A 20,814-nucleotide genomic window follows, 5' to 3' on the forward strand; every position below is an offset into this window, starting at 1 on the left:
CTAAGCTATTTGGATTACCCTTTCTGCAATTTGTATCGTATTCCAAGCAGCCCCTTTAACAAGGTTGTCGGATACAACCCATAAATGAAAGCCTTTGTCATTATCCAGATCTTTGCGTACACGTCCGACAAATACTTCTTCTTTATTTGTCGCAGTGAGTGGCGTTGGGTATGTTTGTGTCGCAATGTCGTCCTCCAAAATGACGCCATCCGCTTCCCTCAATACCTTCCATATATCCTCAACTGTTAATCCACTTTTCTTAACATCGACATAAACACTTTCTGCATGTGAGGTGAAAAAAGGTAATCTGACACAGGTTGCTGCCACCGGCAAATCCGGAGCATGCATGATTTTTTTGGTTTCATTGATCATCTTCATTTCTTCAAAGGTGTAGCCATTATCCCGAAATACGTCAATTTGCGGAAGTGCATTAAACGCGATTGGATAATGTTTTTCATCGCCTTTGACAGGCAATATTTCTGCTGTCATTTCCTCATTATTTACATACTGTTTTATTTGGTTTTCCAGCTCTTCATTTGCCTGGCTTCCAGCACCTGAAACAGCCTGGTACGTTGAAACGATAACACGCGACAGTCCGAAAGCTTTCTGGAGCGGTTTTAATGCTGCGACCATCTGAATGGTTGAGCAGTTTGGATTTGCGATAATACCTTTATGTGACTTAATGTCCTCTTCGTTTACCTCAGGCACCACTAACGGAACTTCTTCATCCATACGGTATGCGCTGGTATTATCCACAACGACCGCACCACGTTTTACCGCTTCCGGTGCAAGTTTTTTGGATACAGAACCACCGGCGGAAAAGAGAGCAATATCTACGCCGGAGAAACTTTCTGGTGTCGCTTCTTCCACTGTGATTTCTTTATTTTTAAATTTTACTTTCTTTCCTGCTGACCTTTTTGATGATAAAAGCTTTAATTCATTTATAGGTAAGTCCTTGATTTCAAGTATTTGAACGATTTTTTGTCCGACTGCACCAGTCGCACCAACAACAGCTATATTATATGCTTCTTTGTTTACCATTTTCATAACTCCCCATTAATTAGTAAGTACCTACTATTTTACCATACTATCCTATTCATAAGGAACAATTACAGGCTGAATTTGTTTATGCTCAAGTGCAGCTTCCACGGTATCAGGCAAATAATCCATTTTGGAGACTAATGAATTCGGCTTCTTATAAGGATTATCCTGACCATAAGGAATAAAATAAATAAGCTTACTGGCCATCAATCGCATTAGATTTACACCATTTAATCCAAGCGCATCGTTAGTGGAAATACCCAAAACAACTGGCTGCTGGTTTCTCATTGTTGCCTTCGCAGCCATTAATACTGGCGAATCGGTTAATGCATTTGCCAGTTTACTCATCGAATTCCCGGTCAGTGGCGCAATAACCATGCAATCTAACGGATACTCAGGGCCTAATGGCTCAGCCTCAGGCATCGTTGTAATCACCTGTTTTCCGGTAATTGATTCGATTTTTTTTACGTGATCTTCCGCTTTACCAAACTTTGTATCTGTTGTACGGACCGTATACGTCACAATTGGAACCACATCGGCTCCCGCTTCAACCAATAGTTCCAACTGAGGGAACACCTGGTCATACGTACAATGTGATCCGGTAAAACCAAAACCTATTCGCTTTCCTTCCAATGACATTATAAACGCTCCTCCCTGTTATTCAAAAATTGCTTAATAACATCCGCCATAATTTTACCGGATGTCTTAGGCGCAACGATTCCAGGCAAGCTTCTGGCCAAAGTGGCTTTGATGCCACGCTGCTGGGCATAATCGAAGTCTGTTCCGCCCGGCTTTGAGGCAAGGTCAATAATAAATGCATGTGGTGGAAGCTGTTGAATCGATTTTTTTGTTACCACTTGTGCTGGTATCGTATTAATCAGTAAATCACATTCGTCTGTATGCTCATGTAATTTATCCAGTGGAATTGCTGTAAGCCCCATTTCAGTAATTCTTGCCAAATCCATAATACTTCTTGCACAAACAGAAACCTTCGCACCAAGCGCTGAGAACTTATTGGCGACTGTGTTTCCAACCCTTCCAAATCCGACGACAATCACCCGAGACGAATGAATTGTATAGTCAGTATGTTCAATTGCCATCATAATTGTTCCTTCTGCGGTAGGAATGGAATTGTAAATAGCAACATCATCCCGGTTAAATAATGGAATTAGGGAAATATTGTGCTTATCTGTAACTGAAGATAAATAATCGTTGGTTATACCGGTAAATACAATAGCGGAATCTTTTAACCGTTCAAACCATTGATCCGTTAACCGGAATTTTTGGTCGGAAAATACCGTTTCAACGTCACCTTCGCTATTGGTTCCAGTAATTGGCAAAATTACTGCATCCAATTTTTCCGGCTCCAATTCATGAAAATCCATTTGTTTTAATCCAGTAAATCCTTGCTCCAGGTTATCAAATCCAACCAGATAAATGGATGTATCAGCTAACGTTTGCAACTGTCGTATCAATTCCAGGTAACGCGCATCCCCACCTATTACAGCGACTAGTTGATTCATTATTGAAAAACCCCTCCAGACATACTTTCACTAAAATTATTCTATACAGTTTATGTGTTTTTCGTTAGTTAGTGATTAGATGGGGATTTAAAACATAAAAAAAGACCAGCATCTTTAAAAATGATACTGGCCTCAACCTAATCGTTATAATCCTAATCCATTTCGATCATAATCATATCCTCACCGATTTTCCTTATGGAGCTCCACCTGATTTTTGTTTCAGCACCCTCTTTTTTCAACCCGAACCACTTGTAATTTGGAATAACAAATGATTGAATCTGTCCAGTATTTTCATCGATTTCCAGATCAGTTTGACCCAGTATGCCCAACCGTGTTCCATGGTTGACATTAACAATTTCCTTACCGCTTATATCCTTATAACGCACAGAATCGCCTCCATGAAAATCCAGCTATTAGCATATATATGCCAACAGATCAAATCTATGATCAGGAAGTAATCTCAGGGGCAATCAAAGCACTGGATGGCGATTGCTCAAAAAGTGCCTCAATAACATGCTGTATCTTCTCATGGTTCACCGCATCGATCTCCTGTACCATTTCATCCAACGTCCGGTGGCGCTTCAACAGTAATTCGTTTCTTCCATTTCGGCTCATACGACTGCTCGTGCTCTCTAGACTCAGCATGAGATTCCCTTTTAACTGTTCTTTACTGTTTTTGAGTTCCTTGTCAGTTAACCCTTTGCTGATCAGCTCATCCACTGTCTGGTTAATCGTATCCTGCAATAATGGAAGCTGTTCTTTTCCGGTACCGGCATAGATTGTAAGCAACCCACTATCCAAAAATGACGAATGGTACGAAAATACAGCGTAGGCTAAGCCCTGCTTTTCCCTGACCTCCTGGAAGAGTCTTGAACTCATACTTCCTCCAAGAACATTATTCATTATTGTTAAACTGTACGTATATTCATCGCCTACCGGAAGACCATTGTATCCCAAACATAGATGCGCCTGTTCGGTATCTTTATTTCTTTCGATATTTTTTGCCAAAAATACTGGTTTTTTAATATCTGTCTCTTCAGGTTTTGATTCAAAGTTGCCAAAATAACCTTCAACAGTACGGATAAAAGAATCGTCCACATTACCGGCTACAGAGACAACTACATTTTCCGGTGTGTAACGGTCCTTTATATAATTTCTTAGTGTATCAGGTTTAAACGATTTCAGATGTTCTTCGGTACCTAAAATCGGATAACCCAGTGGATGTTCCCCGTATGAAGCCCGTGCCAGAATATCATGTACGATATCATCCGGAGTATCTTCATACATTTTGATTTCTTCCAGAACAACTTTTTTCTCGCGTTCCATTTCTTCCTCATCAAACGAAGAATTAAAAAACATATCTGCCAATATTTCCAGTGCATATTCTTTATGTGTGTCGATTACTTTCGCATAAAAACATGTGTATTCTTTTGATGTAAACGCATTAACCTGTCCGCCTATTGCATCAAATGCTTCGGCAATATCCTGAGGTGACCGTGTTTTGGTTCCTTTAAAAAACATATGCTCAAGAAAATGGGAAATCCCATTATTCTGTTCTGATTCATTTCTTGAACCGGTTAATACCCAGATACCGATCGTAACAGAACGTACTGATGGTATATTTTCTGATACAATTCGAAGTCCATTTTCGGTCGTATGTTTTTCTATCAATGTTTATCCTCCTATGATTGCAACCAATTAAAAGCTATCTTTCTTCACTCATTAACGAAGCAATGGTTCCAATTTTATAACCTTGTTCCTTTATATTTACAATCAACGAATCAAGCCCTTGAACGATTGAAGATGTTGGGTGCATCAATACGGTTGCACCAGGGTGAATGTTGCTGACTACTCGGTTCATCATAACAGATACTGACGGATTCTTCCAATCAATCGTATCCACACTCCACAGTATCGTTTCCAAGTTCAAGTCATCTGCCGTTTTAACAACCTGATCATTAAAACTGCCACTCGGAGGAGCAAACCATTTTGGTCTTTTGTCAATAATAGCTTCAAGAATTTCATTTGTCTGGTTAATTTGTTCCCTGATTTCCTTTCCGGACAAACGGCCCATATCAGGATGGTTATATGCGTGATTGCCTATAACATGTCCCTGCTCATCAATCATTTTTACATAATCAGCATTTTCCTTTGCCCATTTTCCTTCTATGAAAAAAGTTGCTTTAACATTATGCTCTTTTAATATGTTTAATATGGAAGGGATGTACTCTGTACCCCAGGATACATTGATTATAAGTGCGACCATATCTTTATCGGGATGTCCACGATAAATAGGTGCAGGAGGTAATTCGTTTAGCGAAATTTCCGGCGGAACCTGCTCATATACAAGTAACGTTTCATCAAACGTATCTCCTTTTTTCATTTGTTCATATGATTTTTCCACATCAACTTTTATCCCGTTCAGACCAGGCATTTTCTTCCATACCTTATCAATAACTGCATTTTGAGGAGGCTTCTCATAGTTTGATTTTTTCTTCTGTATCTTTTGATATAACGAATCTTTAGTCATGGTTACATCATTTACGGCATATGAAAATGTTTCTGCTTCATTTATTTTAAATGGATTATACTCATCACCAAAAGCCACTGCAACAATAATAACAAATACACAGAAGTGAACTACTGAACGATAACGGGACATAACCACATTCCCCCCCTCTCATTCATTAATATGAACGGGAAGGACAAGATATGAAAAAATAAACGCAGTGATTTACCTGAAGGCTCTTATCGTGATTTATGTTACTTTATTACTTCGTGTAGATTTAAGTTGTGTGCAACAACACCGCTGCGGAAATACACTTCGCTTTCCGGGGGGCGGCTGCTGAGCCCACTCCGTGCTAACTCACTCCGGGTCTCACCTATGCCTTTCCTCCCCCAGGAGTCTCAGCGTATTTCCTCCGCTCAATCTTGCTCACTTTATCAAGGTAAATCAATATTTTATTAGTAAAGAGAAAAAATCAAAACCTTTAAACCAGCAACTGGAATATGCGAGACTCCTGTGGGAAGTACAAGTTAGGCGAGACCCCGCAGGCGAGGTACGAGCTGAGGAGGGCTCGGCACAAGACCTTAGGAAGGCGAATAAATTCCAGCTGCGTCTTCAGTGAGCTACAATAAATGACCTAACCAATCTTTTTCGCAGTTTATAGAAAATGCTTAACAACGGGCGTGAAATCGTGCAGTAACCAAAAAAACCCAAACATGCATACCTGCTAATTCCCTCCTTCTACTAATATAATCGGATAACAGGAGCAAAAAGTGGCATGAATTTTATAAAAAATATGCCACCTTTTTAAATTCACGTTCGATTATATAAGTGAGAAGGATAAGAAATATATACCGAAACAGCTATAATAACTATATGATGCAACAATTGACACACCTTCCTAAACTGCTAAGCGAGAAATTCCACCGATAATCCGCGTGCTGTAAAACAGTGCTGCATCATTAACAAACAGCAACATAACGAGCCCAAGTATATTTTGGGTTTTGGTTTAATTAACAAATCATTATGTATGAGCAACAATAAAGTAAAAAAGAAACTGGAGTTCCAGCTTCTTGATTGGTTGTTGCTTTATTAAGTTCTCGATTTTTCACTTTTTTCTTTTTCCTCTTTTAGTACTGCTTTTCTGGAAAGATTTACGCGGCCCTGGCGATCAATTTCTTTTACCTTAACCATGATTTGATCACCAATGGAAACAACATCTTCCACTTTATTGGTTCGCTCTTCAGCCAACTCGGATATGTGGACCAATCCATCTTTTCCTTTAAATAATTCAACAAATGCACCGAATTTTTCAATTCGTTTTACTGTACCAAGGTACATTTGTCCAACTTCTACTTCACGCACGAGATCCTCTATAATCTGCTTGGCTTTATCATTCATTGATGCATCAGTGGATGAAATAAATACACTTCCATCCTGCTCAATATCAATTTTTACACCGGTTTCATCAATAATTTGATTTATTTGTTTACCGCTTGGTCCAATAACATCACGTATCTTATCCGGATTGATACTCATTGTCAGGATTTTTGGTGCGTATTCGGATAGTTCCGCTTTTGGCTCTTTAATTGTTGCCAGCATCGAATCCAGAATCTGCATCCGTCCTTTTTTAGCTTGTGTTAATGCTTCTTCCAATATTTCTTTTGATAGACCTTCGATTTTTATATCCATTTGTAATGCGGTAACGCCTTTTTCAGTTCCGGCTACTTTAAAGTCCATATCGCCAAGTGCATCTTCCATACCTTGTATGTCTGTCAGTATAGTGTAGTCATCGCCTGACTTGACAAGTCCCATCGCAATACCTGCTACAGGGGCTTTAATAGGAATACCTGCATCCATCATTGCCAAAGTACTTGCACAAATACTTGCCTGTGACGTTGAACCATTTGATTCCAACACTTCAGATACAAGCCTTATCGTATAAGGAAAATCTTTTTCTGATGGAACTACTTTTTCCAAAGCACGTTCACCCAATGCACCATGTCCAATTTCACGACGTCCAGGTCCTCTGATTGGTCCAGTTTCACCTACGCTATATTGCGGGAAGTTGTAATGATGCATAAACCGTTTGGATTCTTCGAGGTCAAGTCCATCCAGAATTTGGACATCACCTAACGCACCCAGTGTACAAACACTTAATGCCTGGGTTTGTCCACGTGTAAACAAGCCTGAACCATGCGTTCTCGGAAGGACTCCTATTCTGTTGGACAATTGACGAATTTCATCAACTTTACGACCATCAGGGCGAACTTTCTCCTTTGTGATTAAACGGCGTACTTCTTCTTTTACCATTTTATCAAGTGTCGATTTTACACTTTTGATAATACCTTCGTCTTCCTCTTCATATTGCGCCAATACATCATCTTTCACATTACTTATTGCTTCTTCCCTTGCATGTTTTTCTTCTACCCGGATTGCTTCCAGTAATTTTTCACGGGCTTCAGATTCCACTTTTGCAGCTATGTCAGGATCCGCTTCAAGTAATTTAACATCTGCTTTTTCCACACCAACAGCCTCTAAAATTTCTTCCTGAAATTCAACAAGACGAATAATTTCCTTATGTCCAAACATAATAGCCTCGAGCATAACATCTTCAGGAACTTCCTGTGCTCCTGCTTCGACCATGTTTATAGCTTCTTTTGTCCCAGCCACTGTCAGTTCAATATCACTTTTCTGCTGTTGTTCAATCGTTGGATTAATTACAAACTCGCCTTCAATCCGTCCAACATCAACACCGGCAATTGGCTCGGAAAATGGAATATCGGAAATAGTAAGTGCAATCGAAGAACCTATCATCGCAGCAATTTCCGAAGAACAGTCTTGATCAACACTCATAACGGTACTGATGACTTGCACCTCATTTCTGTAGCCGTCAGGGAAAAGCGGTCTTATCGGTCGGTCAATTAAACGCGAAGTCAACGTAGCCTTCTCACTTGGACGGCCCTCCCGTTTAATGAAACCTCCAGGTATTTTCCCTACTGCGTATAATCGTTCTTCGTAATTTACAGTTAACGGGAAAAACGGTAAATCTTTTGGTTCATTGGATGCAGTAGCTACAGACAATACGGATGTATCCCCGTAGCGAATCATACATGCTCCATTCGCTTGTTTTGCAAGTTCTCCTGTCTCAACGATAAATTTTTTACCGGCAATTTCCGTGGAGAACTCTCGTTTTCCTTCTGTCATTAGTTATAGTACTCCTTTCAAAAAACATTCTACCTCTCATTTTATAGTTAATAGACGTAAATGTAAATTTTATGTATTAGTAAAGTATAAAAAAAGCAGGATTACTCCTGCTTTTTTCAAAAGATTTATCGGCGTAGGCCAAGTTTTTTAATTAGTTCACGGTAGCGTGTAACATCTTTATTACGTAAATAATTAAGCAAATTACGACGTTTACCAACCATTTTCAAAAGGCCACGACGTGAATGGTGGTCTTTTTTATGAACACGCAAATGTTCGTTTAATGCTGTGATTTCTTCAGTAAGTACAGCGATCTGTACTTCTGGAGAACCAGTATCATTATCATGGACCTTGTATTCACTGATGATTTCATTCTTACGATCTTTTGTGATTGCCATCTGGCTCACCTCCAATAATATATTAATAGCCCCTATCCCCTAGCAAACGTCGGAGATTCGATTTGCCAAGCGAAGGTTTTACGTTTTTTAGCATACATCTTTTACACTCAAAATGCAAGTGATAATTTAATTGTAGAAGTAATTTCGAATGCGTTTTTCATCATCCGCTATTTGATCAATAAGTTCTTCTGCACTATTAAATTTGACCTCATCCCGAATATACCGGTGCCATTCAACCTGCAGCTCTTCACCGTACAAATCATTGTTATAGTCAAAAATATTAACCTCTGCAGACAGATTATTTCTTTCAGGTGTAAATGTCGGATTATATCCCAAACTGGCCATCCCTTCATAGACTTCATTCTTATACAGTACTTTAACTGCATAAATCCCTGGCTTTGGAAGCAATGCATCGGGGTTTACCTCGATATTCGCAGTAGGGTAACCAATTTTTCGGCCGCGTTTATCACCTTCAACAACAATGCCATGAACGGTAAGGGCTCTTCCTAAAAATTGATTAGCTTGCTCAACTTTACCGTTTTGAAGAAATTCCCTTATTTTTGTAGAGCTTATTTTCACATCATCCATTTCCACTTTTCCGATTGTTGTATACTCAAATGACCCTCTGGCATGGTCTTTAATGACTTCCATATTACCTTTTCCTTTGTGGCCATACGAAAAATCAAATCCAGCAACCAAATGTTTGATTTTCAAACCGATAATAAAATGATCGATAAATTGCTGCGGCTCTAGTGACGATAGTTCCTTATTAAATGTGATAATGTAAAGCCGATCAACATCAAGTTTCTGCAAAATCTCCTGCTTCTGACGTAATGGTGTAATATACTTTACGTGTTGTGTATCCTTTTTTAATACAACGGATGGGTGTGGATGGAAAGTAATAACGGCGCTTTCCATATTATCTTCCTTTGCCTTTGATACAGCTGTTTTAATAACCTTCTGATGTCCTTTATGAATACCATCAAAGAAGCCGATAGCTGCAACAGTTTCAGGGAGGTCATCCAATAGCAATGAATGAGGATATGTCAGTTCAATTGTTCGCAATGTTCTTCACCTACACTTTTTACTCATTAAATACACGAACTGGTTTTATTAGATCAGGTTTTTCAGGATGTATTTGATAAATTGCCAACACTCGGTTTTGAACCATAATCGCGAAAGGTTCATTTTCCGGAACGCTTTCAGGCTTTGACAGCTTTTGACCGTTTAGCACCCGCATTCTGGTATTTTCATCAACATAAAGATGCTCCAGGTGACTCAGACCGCATGCAATAGGAAGCAGCAGCTGATCATGGCTGTTTGATTCAAGTGCCTCTTCTATGTCACTGAATGTTACCGTGTCTTTCTGCTTAATTGTTCCTGTTTCGATTCGTTTTAATTCTGACATATGTGCGGGATACCCGAAGCTTCTACCGATATCCACACACAACGTTCGAATATATGTACCTTTTGAACAGACAACTCTCACAGAAATACTACCATTTCGATTCGAATACCCTGTTAGTTCAAGCTGGTAAATTTCCACCTGTCTTTCCGGTCGTTTCACATACTCATTTACCCGTGCATATTCATATAATCTTCTGCCGTTTACTTTAACTGCAGAATACATGGGCGGAATTTGTATTATCTTCCCTCTGAATAATTGTAACACGTTTTCAATAGACTGTTGAGATGGAAAATTTGCTACCTTTTGCTCTTGGATTATGGCTCCATAACTATCTTCCGTTTCTGTTGCAATTCCAAGCTTTAGTTCTGCTATGTAAGTCTTTTTGGTGTCCGTTAAAAAAGGTACTATTTTAGTTGCTTGTCCAACACAAACAGGTAACACCCCTTCTACTTCAGGGTCCAGTGTTCCGGTATGCCCCACCTTTTTAACATGAAATAATTTCCTTATTTTCATTACACAATCGTGTGATGTCATACCTTGTGGTTTCCATAAAGGTAATATACCATTCATTTAACCAGCTCCCGGTTTATTGGATATAAATTGAAAAATCTGACCCGCTCATTAAACGTGCGAGTCAGATTTTCAGCTCTCATTTGTTATTTAAATCGCGAAGAATTGTTTCAATACGGTTTCCATGTTCCAGAGCTTCATCAAATTCGAACGTAATTTCAGGTGTTTTGCGTAGCCGGATGCGTTTTCCGATTTCAGAACGGATAAATCCTTTTGCTTTGGCCAGACCAATTAACGTATCATGTTTTTCCTCTTCATCACCGAGTACGGAAATGAATACTTTAGCCTGCTGCAAATCACCGGTTACTTCTACATCTGTAACTGTTACGAACCCGACACGTGGATCTTTAATTTTTTGACTTAAGAGTTCACCCAATTCTTTTTTCATTTGCTCTGCTACGCGATTTGAACGAATGTCACCCATTTTGATCACCTCTATACAATGACGATCTTCTGTTTCCTGACTAAATTTCTTCAACATTGGTAATTGTGCGTTCAAGTTCATCGAAAGTGTCAATTATCCGCATAACTTCCTGAATTACCTGCTCAGCATGTATTTTTTCGTTGGAAACCGTTACGATTCCAAGTTTTGTCCGCTGCCACAGTTCATGATAATCCAGCTCGGTAACTGCAACGTTCAATTCTTTCCGTAATTTTGCCATTAGCCGCTTAATTACGGAACGTTTTTGCTTAAGTGAATGACCCTCATAAAGCATGCATTCTACTTCAGCATATACAATCATGTCCGCTCAATTTCCTCCATTACAAACGCTTCGATGATGTCACCTTCTTTAATGTCATTAAAGTTCTTAATCGTTATACCACATTCATAGTTTTGCGCAACTTCTTTAACATCATCCTTGTAACGTTTAAGTGTATCGATTTCTCCTTCAAATTGAACGACCCCGTCACGAATTACTCTTACACCTGAATTCCGCGTGACTTTACCATCAGTTACATAACTGCCGGCGATTGTACCGATTTTAGAAACCTTGAACGTTTCACGCACTTCCACTTGCCCAATTACTTTCTCTTCAAACTCCGGATCAAGCATACCCTTCATCGCGGCTTCGATTTCTTCAATAACCTTATAAATAACTCGATGCAGACGAACGTCCACTTTTTCAGATTCTGCAGCCTTTTTTGCATTCGCATCGGGACGTACATTAAATCCGACTACAATTGCATTAGATGCTGATGCCAGAATAATATCTGATTCCGTAATAGCGCCTACACCAGTATGGATGATTTTAATTTTAACACCTTCAACATCAATTTTTCGAAGTGAAGATGCCATTGCTTCAGCCGATCCCTGGACATCTGCTTTAATAATTATATTAATTTCCTTCATTTCACCTTGTTTAATTTGTTCAAATAAATCATCCAGGCTGACTTTTGTCTGCTCGGTACGATTTTCCTGAATGTGTTTTTGCTGGCGTGCCTCACCAATTTGACGTGACTTTTTCTCATCGGAAAATACTAGGAATTGGTCGCCGGCTTGCGGCACATCGTTCAAACCGGTTATTTCTACGGGTGTTGATGGGCCAGCTTCTTTCACACGTTCTCCGATGTCACTGACCATTGCACGAACACGGCCAAATGTGTTACCAACTACAAGCGAGTCTCCCACATGAAGTGTACCGTTTTGCACTAATAAAGTAGCTACAGAGCCCCTTCCTTTATCAAGCTGGGCATCGATCACCGTACCAAAAGCATTATTGTTAGGGTTTGCTTTTAATTCTTCTACTTCCGATACAAGTAGAAGCATTTCCAGTAAGTCATCAAGACCTTCATGCTTAACAGCTGACATGTTAACGAAAATTGTACTGCCTCCCCAGTCTTCAGGAATCAGTTCATATTCCGTTAATTCCTGCATCACACGGTCAGGATTAGCGCCTTCTTTATCCATTTTATTTACTGCTACAATAATTGGCACTTCTGCAGCTTTAGCGTGATTGATTGCCTCCACTGTCTGCGGCATTACCCCATCATCTGCAGCAACTACCAGAACAGCAATGTCGGTAACTTGTGCACCACGTGAACGCATACTTGTGAATGCTGCGTGTCCTGGAGTATCGAGAAATGTTACTTTCTTTCCTTCATTTTCGACTTGATACGCACCAATATGCTGTGTGATACCGCCTGCTTCGCCTTCTGTCACTTTTGTATGACGAATTGCATCCAATAACGTTGTTTTACCATGGTCAACGTGCCCCATAATCGTAACAACTGCTGGTCGTTCAATTAAGTCAGCTTCTTTATCTTCTTCTAAATATTTGTCAAAGTCGGTATCCTCTAAGATAATTTCTTTTTCTACCTCAACATCATACTCTGCACAAATTAATTCTACAGCATCATCATCAAGATCCTGGTTCTTGGTTGCCATTACACCAAGGAACATTAACTTTTTGATAATTTCGGATGCATCTTTATTCAGCTTGCCTGCCAAATCACTTACCGTTAATGTCTCGCTGTACGTAATGTGTTTTGGTGTTTCCTTGACAGCAGGTTTTTGATGTTGCGGAGCTGAATTATTATGCTTTCCTTTTTTACCGTGCTGCTGCTTTTTATTACGGTTTTGTTGTTGTCCCTTTTTTTGTTGTCCCTGTGATTTAGGATGATTACCCGATTTTCCTTTACTGCCATGATTGTTTCCTTTTTGATTATTTCCTTTTTGATTGCTTCCTTTTTTCGATTGATCATTCCCTTTATTGGATTGACCAGATCGATTATTGTTTTTATTTCCCTGTTTTTTATCCGGGTTCTTTTTAGCCGGTTTTTCCGGCTCATTGGAACCAAACTTTTCATCTAATTTTAAAATTGTTTCAATTGAAACCGTCGACATGTGATTGGATACCTCAATATTCAGGTCCTTTAAGTATTGAATTACCTCTTTACTTGTCGTATTGTTCTGTTTTGCATATTCATATATACGCATTTTACTCATAAATCCACCCCCGAAAATAATTACCCGAGTAACGACTTGATCTTATCAGCAAACCCTGCATCTAAAATAGCTACAGCTACTCTTTGGGATTTTCCAATAGCGTTAGATAGTGTTTCCCTGTCATCGACTATTGCATATGGTACTTCATAGGTTCTACACTTGTCTGTTATTTTTTTCCGTGTTTGGGGACCAACATCGTTTGCAAGCAGAACGAGTTTCGCTCTTTTTTGCTGAACGTCTTTAACAATCGTTTCTTCCCCTAACGAACACTTTCTGGCTCGGTATGCCAGCCCAATCATATTTAAATAATTATTCTTCATTTTTCTTTCCTTCAACTAAACTTCTGAGTTCATCAAAAACTGATGGCTCGACAGCCGTATCAAGTTGGCGGCTCAAAGCACCAGTCTTCTCGGCATTATCTATAACAGTTATGTCTTTCGATAAATACGCTCCACGCCCGTTTTTCTTGCCGGTTGGATCAACAAAGACTTCTCCTTCTTTGTTGCGGACAATCCTGATGAGTTCCTTTTTGGGCTTCATCTCTTTGGTTACGACACACTTTCTTTGAGGTATTTTTCGTTTTTGTGCCATGAACATCCTCCCCTATTCGAACAGGTCTTCCTCACCGTCAGAGTCATAATCAGAATCATCTTCTGTCAGCAAGCCTTCCTCTCTAGCCTCTGATTCACTCTTTATATCAATTTTCCATCCAGTCAGTTTAGCAGCCAGACGAGCATTTTGACCACGTTTGCCAATTGCCAGTGATAATTGATAGTCGGGTACAATGACCGTTGTTGCTTTTTCTTCTTCATCTACTAAAACTTCAACAACTTTAGATGGACTCAAAGCATTTGATACATAAACAACAGGGTCTTCAGACCACTCGACAACATCAATTTTTTCACCTTTTAGTTCATTGACAATAACTTGCACGCGCTGACCTTTTTGCCCGACACATGCTCCAACTGCATCGATCTCAGGATCTTCAGCATGAACAGAAATTTTGGAACGGTCACCAGCCTCACGTGCAACTGATTTAATTTCCACGATACCATCATAAATTTCCGGTACTTCCATTTCGAATAATCGTTTCAGGAGTCCTGGATGGGACCTTGAAATATATATCTGTGGTCCTTTGCTTGTATTTTCCACTTTTGTAACAAATACCTTCAAACGGTCATGTACATAGTATTCTTCTGTAGGCATTTGTTCTGGCTCTGCTAATTTAGCTTCAATTTTTCCAAGGTTCACATAAACAAAGCGTGGATCCTTACGTTGGATAATTCCTGTCATAACATCCTCTTCACGATCGGCATATTCCCCATAGATTACACCGCGTTCGGCTTCCCGGACACGCTGCGTAACTACCTGTTTAGCTGCCTGGGCTGCAATACGGCCAAAGTCTTTTGGAGTTACTTCTACTTCAATTACATCTTCAAGCTCATAGTTGGGGTCAATTTTTTTTGCTTCATCCAATGAAACCTCTTCCTGCACATCTTCAACCTCATCCACAACCGTTTTTCTTGAAAATACCCGCATTGTTCCAGATACTTCATCGATATCAACACGTACATTAGTAGCAGATTTAAAGTTTTTCTTGTAGGCAGAAATCAGTGCTGCCTCCAATGCCTCCAATAGTACGTCCTTATCAATTCCTTTTTCTTTCTCCAAATAATCAATCGCATCAAACAACTGACTGCTCACTTTTCGTTTCCCCCTTTATAACGTTACTGCTAATCTTGCCTTGGCTATTTTTTCATAAGGAATTTCCACTTGTTTTTTACGAGTTTTCACCTTGTATTCAATGGTTGCTGTGTTATTTGTGAACTCCATCAAATTTCCTTCGTATTCTTTTTCACCGTTAATCGGCTCATATAATTTCACATATACGTTATTATTAATATTTTCCTCAAAATCTTCTTTTGACTTAAGCGGCCGCTCAACGCCTGGTGAAGACACTTCCAAAAAATACGCATCCTTTATGGGGTCAGATTCATCCAGCTTTTCACTTAATTGCTCGGATACCGTCCCACATTCAGCTATATCAACGCCGCCTTCTTTATCAATATAAACACGAAGAAACCAATTTTTTCCCTCTTTTACATATTCAATATCAACCAATTCCAGATTTTTTTCCTGTAAAATGGGCTGTACCAATTCTTCCGCTGTTTTTACTACGTTAGAACTCAAAAGTTATCCTCCTTTATTCAGTTGTGTTTAAACCTTATTATGAACAATCACACTTCTTTTCATTTGTTCACTATCCATAATTAATACAAAACCCCTGCCGGAAGATGTGGCAAGGGGAGTCAAATGGCAAAATAGAAGTATGAAGAAGGAGTGGGTTTTTCCCACTCCTTTAACCGTTCGTATCAATACTTACCAATAAAAACTATATCACAATGAAACCTGCGATGCAACACATATAAGTATTTGATGGCTGATTGAAAGATTAAATCCACTTTAATACATTCCCTAATAGAATTATTTCTATTAGATACCGAAATTATACATGCAAGGATATTAATTTAATACCAGTTGCAATGTTCCTATCGTTTCAGCATTCAATTTCTATAAATACCTTCTCTTCCATTTAAAACAATGATAACTGATTTTTTTCAGCCATTCCTTCCAGACAACCATGATTATCAAGATATTCCAAAACCGTTTTGGAAATTTTACTGCGTTCACGCAGGTCTTCTTTTGAGAGAAATTCCCCGTCTTCACGGGCTTTTACGATGTTTATAGCAGCATTCGTACCCAACCCGTCCACGGCGTTAAACGGCGGGGTTAATGAATTTCCATCTACAATAAATTCGGATGCGGTAGATTTATACAAGTCAACTTTTTGGAATGAATACCCTCGTTCACACATTTCCAATGCTACTTCCAATACGGTTGAAAGGTTTTTCTCTTTAGGTGAGGCATCATTACCTTTAGCCATAATTCCTTCAATGCGTTGTCTTATTGCGTCTGCCCCTTTAATCATTGTGTCCAGTTCAAAATCACCTGCCCGAACTGAAAAATATGCTGCATAGAAATAAATAGGATAGTGGACTTTGAAATAAGCTATTCTGACTGCCATTAGAACATAAGCGGCAGCGTGTGCTTTCGGGAACATATATTTAATCTTTTTGCATGATTCAATATACCAATCCGGCACTCCATGCTTTTTCATTTCTTCAATCCAGTCATCCTGCAATCCTTTACCTTTACGGACGAACTCCATAATTTTAAACGCAAGTGACGCTTCCAGACCTTTGTGCAGCAGATAAACCATAATATCATCACGGCAGCCGATAACATCAGGCAGTTCACAAATACCATCATTAATTAATTCCTGAGCGTTACCCAGCCAAACATCTGTCCCGTGTGATAAACCTGAAATAATTACGAGTTCAGCAAACGTATCCGGTTTTGTATCTTCAAGCATTTGGCGAACGAATCTAGTGCCAAATTCCGGAACACCTAATGTACCTGTTTTACAGTTAATTTGATCAGATGTTACTCCAAGAGCTTCGGTTCCGGAGAATATTTTCATAACTTCCGGATCATCTGTCGGAATAGTTTTTGGATCAATTCCGCTTAAATCCTGGAGCATTCGAATTACTGTTGGATCATCATGTCCAAGAATATCCAGCTTCAGCAGATTGTCATGGATGGAATGAAAGTCAAAGTGTGTTGTCTTCCATTCACTCTTACGATCATCAGCTGGAAATTGAATTGGTGTAAAGTCGAATATCTCTTTATCTTCAGGTACAACTATGATCCCACCAGGATGCTGACCAGTAGTCCGTTTCACACCGGTACAGCCTTGCACAAGACGGTCAACCTCGGCATTCTTATAAACCAGCTGTTTATCTGAGGCATAACCTTTCACATAGCCATATGCAGTCTTCTCTGCAACCGTACCAATGGTTCCTGCACGATACACTTTTTCCTCACCGAACAACTCTTTCGTATAGTTGTGTGCCTGCGGCTGATAAGCACCGGAAAAGTTAAGGTCAATATCAGGAACCTTATCCCCCTTGAATCCCAGGAACGTCTCAAATGGAATATCCTGTCCATCTTTTGTGAGTGGTCTGCCGCAACCAGGACAGTCTTTATCCACGAGGTCAAACCCGCTTCCCACGGAACCATCAGTAATAAATTCATGATGATGACATTCCATGCATACATAATGTGGTGGTAAAGGATTCACTTCCGTTATCTCAGTCATCGTCGCAACCAAAGATGATCCGACAGATCCCCTCGACCCAACCAGATAACCGTCATCAAGCGATTTTTTAACCAGTTTATGCGAAATCAGGTATATGACGGAAAATCCGTTATCAATGATACTTTTCAACTCTTTCTCAAGACGATCCACCACAATTTGGGGTACAGGTTCTCCATAGATTTTCCCAGCCCGTGTGTAGCATAGATCCCGCATTTCCTGGTCTGCACCTTCAATGGTTGGTGTAAACAGGCCATCTTTAACCGGCGAGATTTCCTCTATTTCATCTGCTAATCTATTCGTATTGGTAACCGTGATTTCCTTTGCTTTCTCTTCACCCAAAAAGCTGAAGCAATCCAGCATTTCATTAGTTGTGCGAAACGGTGTGTCCGGTAATGTTTGCCGATTTAATGGATTACCAGCCTGTGAAGCAATTAATATTTGACGGTACAACTTATCATGTTCTTGGATATAGTGGGTATTCCCTGTAGCCATTACTGGTTTATTCATCCTATCGCCTAAATCTATCAACTTGGATAAGATATCCAGAATTTGCGCTTCATTCTGAACAAGATCCTTTTCAATCAAATGTACGTAATTGGCTGGCGGTTGAACCTCAATATAATCATAAAACCCCGCAACCTTTTCCGCTTCATCAGCAGATTTTTGCATCATCGTTTCAAAGACTTCACCCTTATCACATGCAGAACCTACTAAAATACCTTTACGCATTTTTTGCAGGAGTGACCGAGGAACTCGTGGAACGCGATAGAAATAGTCGATATGTGCATGTGAAACAAGTTTATACAGGTTTTTCAACCCTTCTTCTGTTTTTGCAAGTAACGTACAATGGAAAGGTCGTGAACGCTGATATGCATTGCCCTCTCCCATATGATTGTTTAACTGGTTATGGTTGGTTATTTCTTTTTTCAATAAGTCCTGTACTAATTTCCAGGTCAGATATCCTGTTGCTTCTGCATCGTATATGGCACGGTGATGCTGCGTTAATTCGATATCCAATTTCTTACACATTGTATTTAGTCTATGATTCTTAAGTTCAGGAAATAAAAATCTTGAAAGTTCTAGTGTATCAATTACAGGACTCGTTACTTTGTCATAATCCATTCGTTGAAATCCCTGATTTAAAAAACCAATATCAAAACTTGCATTATGCGCAACGAGAATATCGTCACCCATCCATTCATGAAAATCCTTTAACACATCTTCAATTTCCGGAGCATCCTTTACCATATCATCAGTTATTCCTGTTAAATCCGTAGTCGTTTGAGATAACGGATGATGAGGATTGGCAAAGGATTCGAACCGATCAATTATCTCACCCTGATGAACTTTGACACCCGCGAGTTCGATGATAGTGTCATACACTGCGGACAGGCCAGTTGTTTCCACGTCAAAAACAATATATGTGCCATTTTCCAAATCAACATCTTTTTCATTATAGGCAATTGGTACACCATCATCGACAAGGTTAGCCTCAACTCCATAAAGAACCTTGATACCATGTTTTTGACCTGCTCCATGAGCTTCTGGAAAACCTTGAACCCCAGCATGATCAGTAATGGCAACTGCCCTGTGTCCCCATTTTGCAGCCTGCTGTATAAGTGCTGATGGAGAAACGACAGCATCCATCTGGCTCATTGTTGTATGTGCGTGCAGTTCAACGCGTTTGCTGTCTTCAGGTGCCATATCCTTACGGGTTTCAACCTTAACTTCGTGTATATCGTTGGCCATCATAGCCAGTTCATTTGTATACATATCTGTTTGAATGCTTCCTCTTGCTTTAATCCACATTCCTTCTTTTAATTGTTCGAATTTATCCGCATCTTCATCGCCTTTTGAAAACATCTTGATTTGCAGGGAATCGGTATAGTCGGTAGCTTTTGCAATCAAGAGACTCCTGCCTGAACGCAACTTTCGGATTTCTGAAGCAAATACATAGCCCTGTACAGTTACACGGCGCTCTTCATCCTGGATATCCTCCATTTGCATTGGTTCGTCTTGGATTTTAAGCCCAAGCATCAATGGTTTATTATGTTCGTTTTTCAGTTTTTCCTGATCACGTTTTTCTTTCTCCTGTACCGTCTTTAACACTAATTCCTGATCTTCCTGGGCTTTTTGTTCCCTGAATTTCTGAAGATCAGCCATTTCCGTTTTAATATCAATGTCAAGTGAAAAAGCAGGTGCGCCGATTTTTTTGCAGTACTCTCGAAAAGCACCTTCCAGACGTTTTTTAAGCGCATTTCCTTCTGCTTCATTCCTCGCGGTTAACATAATTTTATTATTTTCTACTCGTGGAACCTGACTATGTACTAAGTCTTTATAACCAGGTGATAAATCCGGGATTACCTGAAGGAAGTTTTTCCAGTAATCACAAACAGTTTGATCATCACAATCCTTTTCATCCGTATATAATGTCAGTTCAATTTGAGCGAATTGTTGAAAGGTTTCTCGCAATTTTGTGATTAATAAGGTGTACACTTCAATTGGCAGTACGCGTTTGATTTGAATATGAAAATGCCAGGTTTTAATTTGCTTATGTACTTCGAGTCGAATTAACTGACTTTCCCCAAAATATGAATTTATGTATTCCTCAGATATTTGCAACTGGTTCAATAACAAATTCATTTTCTCATTTTTCGAAATATCCATTGCAGTGTTCCTCCCAATTATTGTAAAAACAGTTATTAATGATGGAAACCCTTGTCATATATGCGGACAAGGGTTCTCAACGTTGATTTAATCTAAACGTAAAATTTACAAAGGCTACTTTCTAAAAGATTGTTGCTTTTCGCTTCACTATAAAGAATGAAACTCTCCTAACAATGTTCATAAAATACGAACCAAATACATTTTATAATGCTTCCTAACCACCGCAGCTGGTCTAAAAATCATGTTTTTAACCATCATGTAATTATTTTACCAAGATTTTTTGAGCAATACCCAGCGGAGGAAATACACGTAGACTCCTGGGGGAGGAAAG

Annotated in this window: 18 protein-coding genes; all 18 read right to left on the bottom strand. The window is 39.4% G+C overall.

The window, feature by feature from the left end; genetic code table 11:
- On the bottom strand, window positions 1-1,041 hold the full coding sequence (gene asd / locus G6R02_RS09270; RefSeq protein WP_164668945.1) for an aspartate-semialdehyde dehydrogenase: 1,041 nt from the start codon (window positions 1,039-1,041) through the stop codon (window positions 1-3).
- 51 nt (window positions 1,042-1,092) lie between these two features.
- Window positions 1,093-1,680 carry a dipicolinate synthase subunit B gene (gene dpaB, locus G6R02_RS09275; protein ID WP_164668946.1) on the bottom strand — a complete coding sequence of 196 codons (588 nt, stop codon included), beginning with the start codon at window positions 1,678-1,680 and terminating at the stop codon, window positions 1,093-1,095.
- A complete protein-coding gene (gene dpaA / locus G6R02_RS09280; protein ID WP_164668947.1) occupies window positions 1,680-2,564 on the bottom strand; it encodes a dipicolinic acid synthetase subunit A in 885 nt (294 codons plus the stop codon). Before dpaA ends, dpaB begins: the two co-directional genes overlap by 1 nt.
- Window positions 2,565-2,716: 152 nt before the next feature.
- A complete protein-coding gene (locus G6R02_RS09285; RefSeq protein WP_164668948.1) occupies window positions 2,717-2,950 on the bottom strand; it encodes a YlmC/YmxH family sporulation protein in 234 nt (77 codons plus the stop codon).
- 61 nt (window positions 2,951-3,011) lie between these two features.
- Complete coding sequence (locus G6R02_RS09290; RefSeq protein WP_164668949.1) at window positions 3,012-4,235, bottom strand: M16 family metallopeptidase; 1,224 nt, start codon at window positions 4,233-4,235, stop codon at window positions 3,012-3,014.
- Window positions 4,236-4,269: 34 nt separating this feature from the next.
- Window positions 4,270-5,226 (bottom strand): polysaccharide deacetylase family protein, encoded by a 957-nt coding sequence (locus G6R02_RS09295; RefSeq protein ID WP_164668950.1) that lies wholly within the window; start codon window positions 5,224-5,226, stop codon window positions 4,270-4,272.
- A 936-nt stretch (window positions 5,227-6,162) separates the two neighbouring features.
- Window positions 6,163-8,277 carry a polyribonucleotide nucleotidyltransferase gene (gene pnp, locus G6R02_RS09300; RefSeq protein WP_164668951.1) on the bottom strand — a complete coding sequence of 705 codons (2,115 nt, stop codon included), beginning with the start codon at window positions 8,275-8,277 and terminating at the stop codon, window positions 6,163-6,165.
- 125 nt (window positions 8,278-8,402) lie between these two features.
- On the bottom strand, window positions 8,403-8,672 hold the full coding sequence (rpsO, locus tag G6R02_RS09305; protein ID WP_164668952.1) for a 30S ribosomal protein S15: 270 nt from the start codon (window positions 8,670-8,672) through the stop codon (window positions 8,403-8,405).
- Window positions 8,673-8,798: 126 nt separating this feature from the next.
- Entirely contained in the window at window positions 8,799-9,737 is a 939-nt protein-coding gene (gene ribF / locus G6R02_RS09310) for a riboflavin biosynthesis protein RibF (RefSeq protein WP_164668953.1), read from the bottom strand.
- Between the two features lie 19 nt (window positions 9,738-9,756).
- Entirely contained in the window at window positions 9,757-10,650 is an 894-nt protein-coding gene (truB, locus tag G6R02_RS09315; protein WP_164668954.1) for a tRNA pseudouridine(55) synthase TruB, read from the bottom strand.
- Window positions 10,651-10,729: 79 nt separating this feature from the next.
- Complete coding sequence (gene rbfA, locus G6R02_RS09320; protein WP_164668955.1) at window positions 10,730-11,074, bottom strand: 30S ribosome-binding factor RbfA; 345 nt, start codon at window positions 11,072-11,074, stop codon at window positions 10,730-10,732.
- A gap of 40 nt (window positions 11,075-11,114) precedes the next feature.
- Window positions 11,115-11,393, bottom strand: coding sequence for a DUF503 domain-containing protein (locus G6R02_RS09325; RefSeq protein ID WP_164668956.1), 279 nt, complete (start codon window positions 11,391-11,393; stop codon window positions 11,115-11,117).
- A complete protein-coding gene (gene infB, locus G6R02_RS09330; protein WP_164668957.1) occupies window positions 11,390-13,597 on the bottom strand; it encodes a translation initiation factor IF-2 in 2,208 nt (735 codons plus the stop codon). Before infB ends, G6R02_RS09325 begins: the two co-directional genes overlap by 4 nt.
- 20 nt (window positions 13,598-13,617) lie before the next feature.
- A complete protein-coding gene (locus G6R02_RS09335) occupies window positions 13,618-13,917 on the bottom strand; it encodes a YlxQ family RNA-binding protein (RefSeq protein ID WP_164668958.1) in 300 nt (99 codons plus the stop codon).
- Window positions 13,907-14,188 carry an RNase P modulator RnpM gene (rnpM, locus tag G6R02_RS09340; RefSeq protein WP_164668959.1) on the bottom strand — a complete coding sequence of 94 codons (282 nt, stop codon included), beginning with the start codon at window positions 14,186-14,188 and terminating at the stop codon, window positions 13,907-13,909. The genes G6R02_RS09335 and rnpM overlap by 11 nt, the downstream gene beginning before the upstream one ends.
- Before the next feature lie 12 nt (window positions 14,189-14,200).
- Window positions 14,201-15,301, bottom strand: coding sequence for a transcription termination factor NusA (gene nusA / locus G6R02_RS09345; RefSeq protein WP_164668960.1), 1,101 nt, complete (start codon window positions 15,299-15,301; stop codon window positions 14,201-14,203).
- Window positions 15,302-15,316: 15 nt separating this feature from the next.
- Entirely contained in the window at window positions 15,317-15,787 is a 471-nt protein-coding gene (gene rimP, locus G6R02_RS09350; RefSeq protein WP_164668961.1) for a ribosome maturation factor RimP, read from the bottom strand.
- 403 nt (window positions 15,788-16,190) lie between these two features.
- Entirely contained in the window at window positions 16,191-20,483 is a 4,293-nt protein-coding gene (locus G6R02_RS09355) for a PolC-type DNA polymerase III (RefSeq protein WP_164668962.1), read from the bottom strand.
- Window positions 20,484-20,814: the final 331 nt, after the last annotated feature.

Origin of the sequence: Virgibacillus doumboii, from assembly GCF_902806455.1 — a bacterium.
GTDB lineage: Bacteria > Bacillota > Bacilli > Bacillales > Amphibacillaceae > Lentibacillus > Lentibacillus doumboii.

Bases quoted from the DNA above. Each gene is read 5' to 3' on its own strand.
- asd (WP_164668945.1), bottom strand. From the start codon at position 1,041: ATGGTAAACAAAGAAGCATATAATATAGCTGTTGTTGGTGCGACTGGT.
- dpaB (WP_164668946.1), bottom strand. From the start codon at position 1,680: ATGTCATTGGAAGGAAAGCGAATAGGTTTTGGTTTTACCGGATCACAT.
- dpaA (WP_164668947.1), bottom strand. From the start codon at position 2,564: ATGAATCAACTAGTCGCTGTAATAGGTGGGGATGCGCGTTACCTGGAA.
- G6R02_RS09295 (WP_164668950.1), bottom strand. From the start codon at position 5,226: ATGTCCCGTTATCGTTCAGTAGTTCACTTCTGTGTATTTGTTATTATT.
- pnp (WP_164668951.1), bottom strand. From the start codon at position 8,277: ATGACAGAAGGAAAACGAGAGTTCTCCACGGAAATTGCCGGTAAAAAA.
- rpsO (WP_164668952.1), bottom strand. From the start codon at position 8,672: ATGGCAATCACAAAAGATCGTAAGAATGAAATCATCAGTGAATACAAG.
- truB (WP_164668954.1), bottom strand. From the start codon at position 10,650: ATGAATGGTATATTACCTTTATGGAAACCACAAGGTATGACATCACAC.
- rbfA (WP_164668955.1), bottom strand. From the start codon at position 11,074: ATGGGTGACATTCGTTCAAATCGCGTAGCAGAGCAAATGAAAAAAGAA.
- G6R02_RS09325 (WP_164668956.1), bottom strand. From the start codon at position 11,393: ATGATTGTATATGCTGAAGTAGAATGCATGCTTTATGAGGGTCATTCA.
- infB (WP_164668957.1), bottom strand. From the start codon at position 13,597: ATGAGTAAAATGCGTATATATGAATATGCAAAACAGAACAATACGACA.
- G6R02_RS09335 (WP_164668958.1), bottom strand. From the start codon at position 13,917: ATGAAGAATAATTATTTAAATATGATTGGGCTGGCATACCGAGCCAGA.
- rnpM (WP_164668959.1), bottom strand. From the start codon at position 14,188: ATGGCACAAAAACGAAAAATACCTCAAAGAAAGTGTGTCGTAACCAAA.
- G6R02_RS09355 (WP_164668962.1), bottom strand. From the start codon at position 20,483: ATGGATATTTCGAAAAATGAGAAAATGAATTTGTTATTGAACCAGTTG.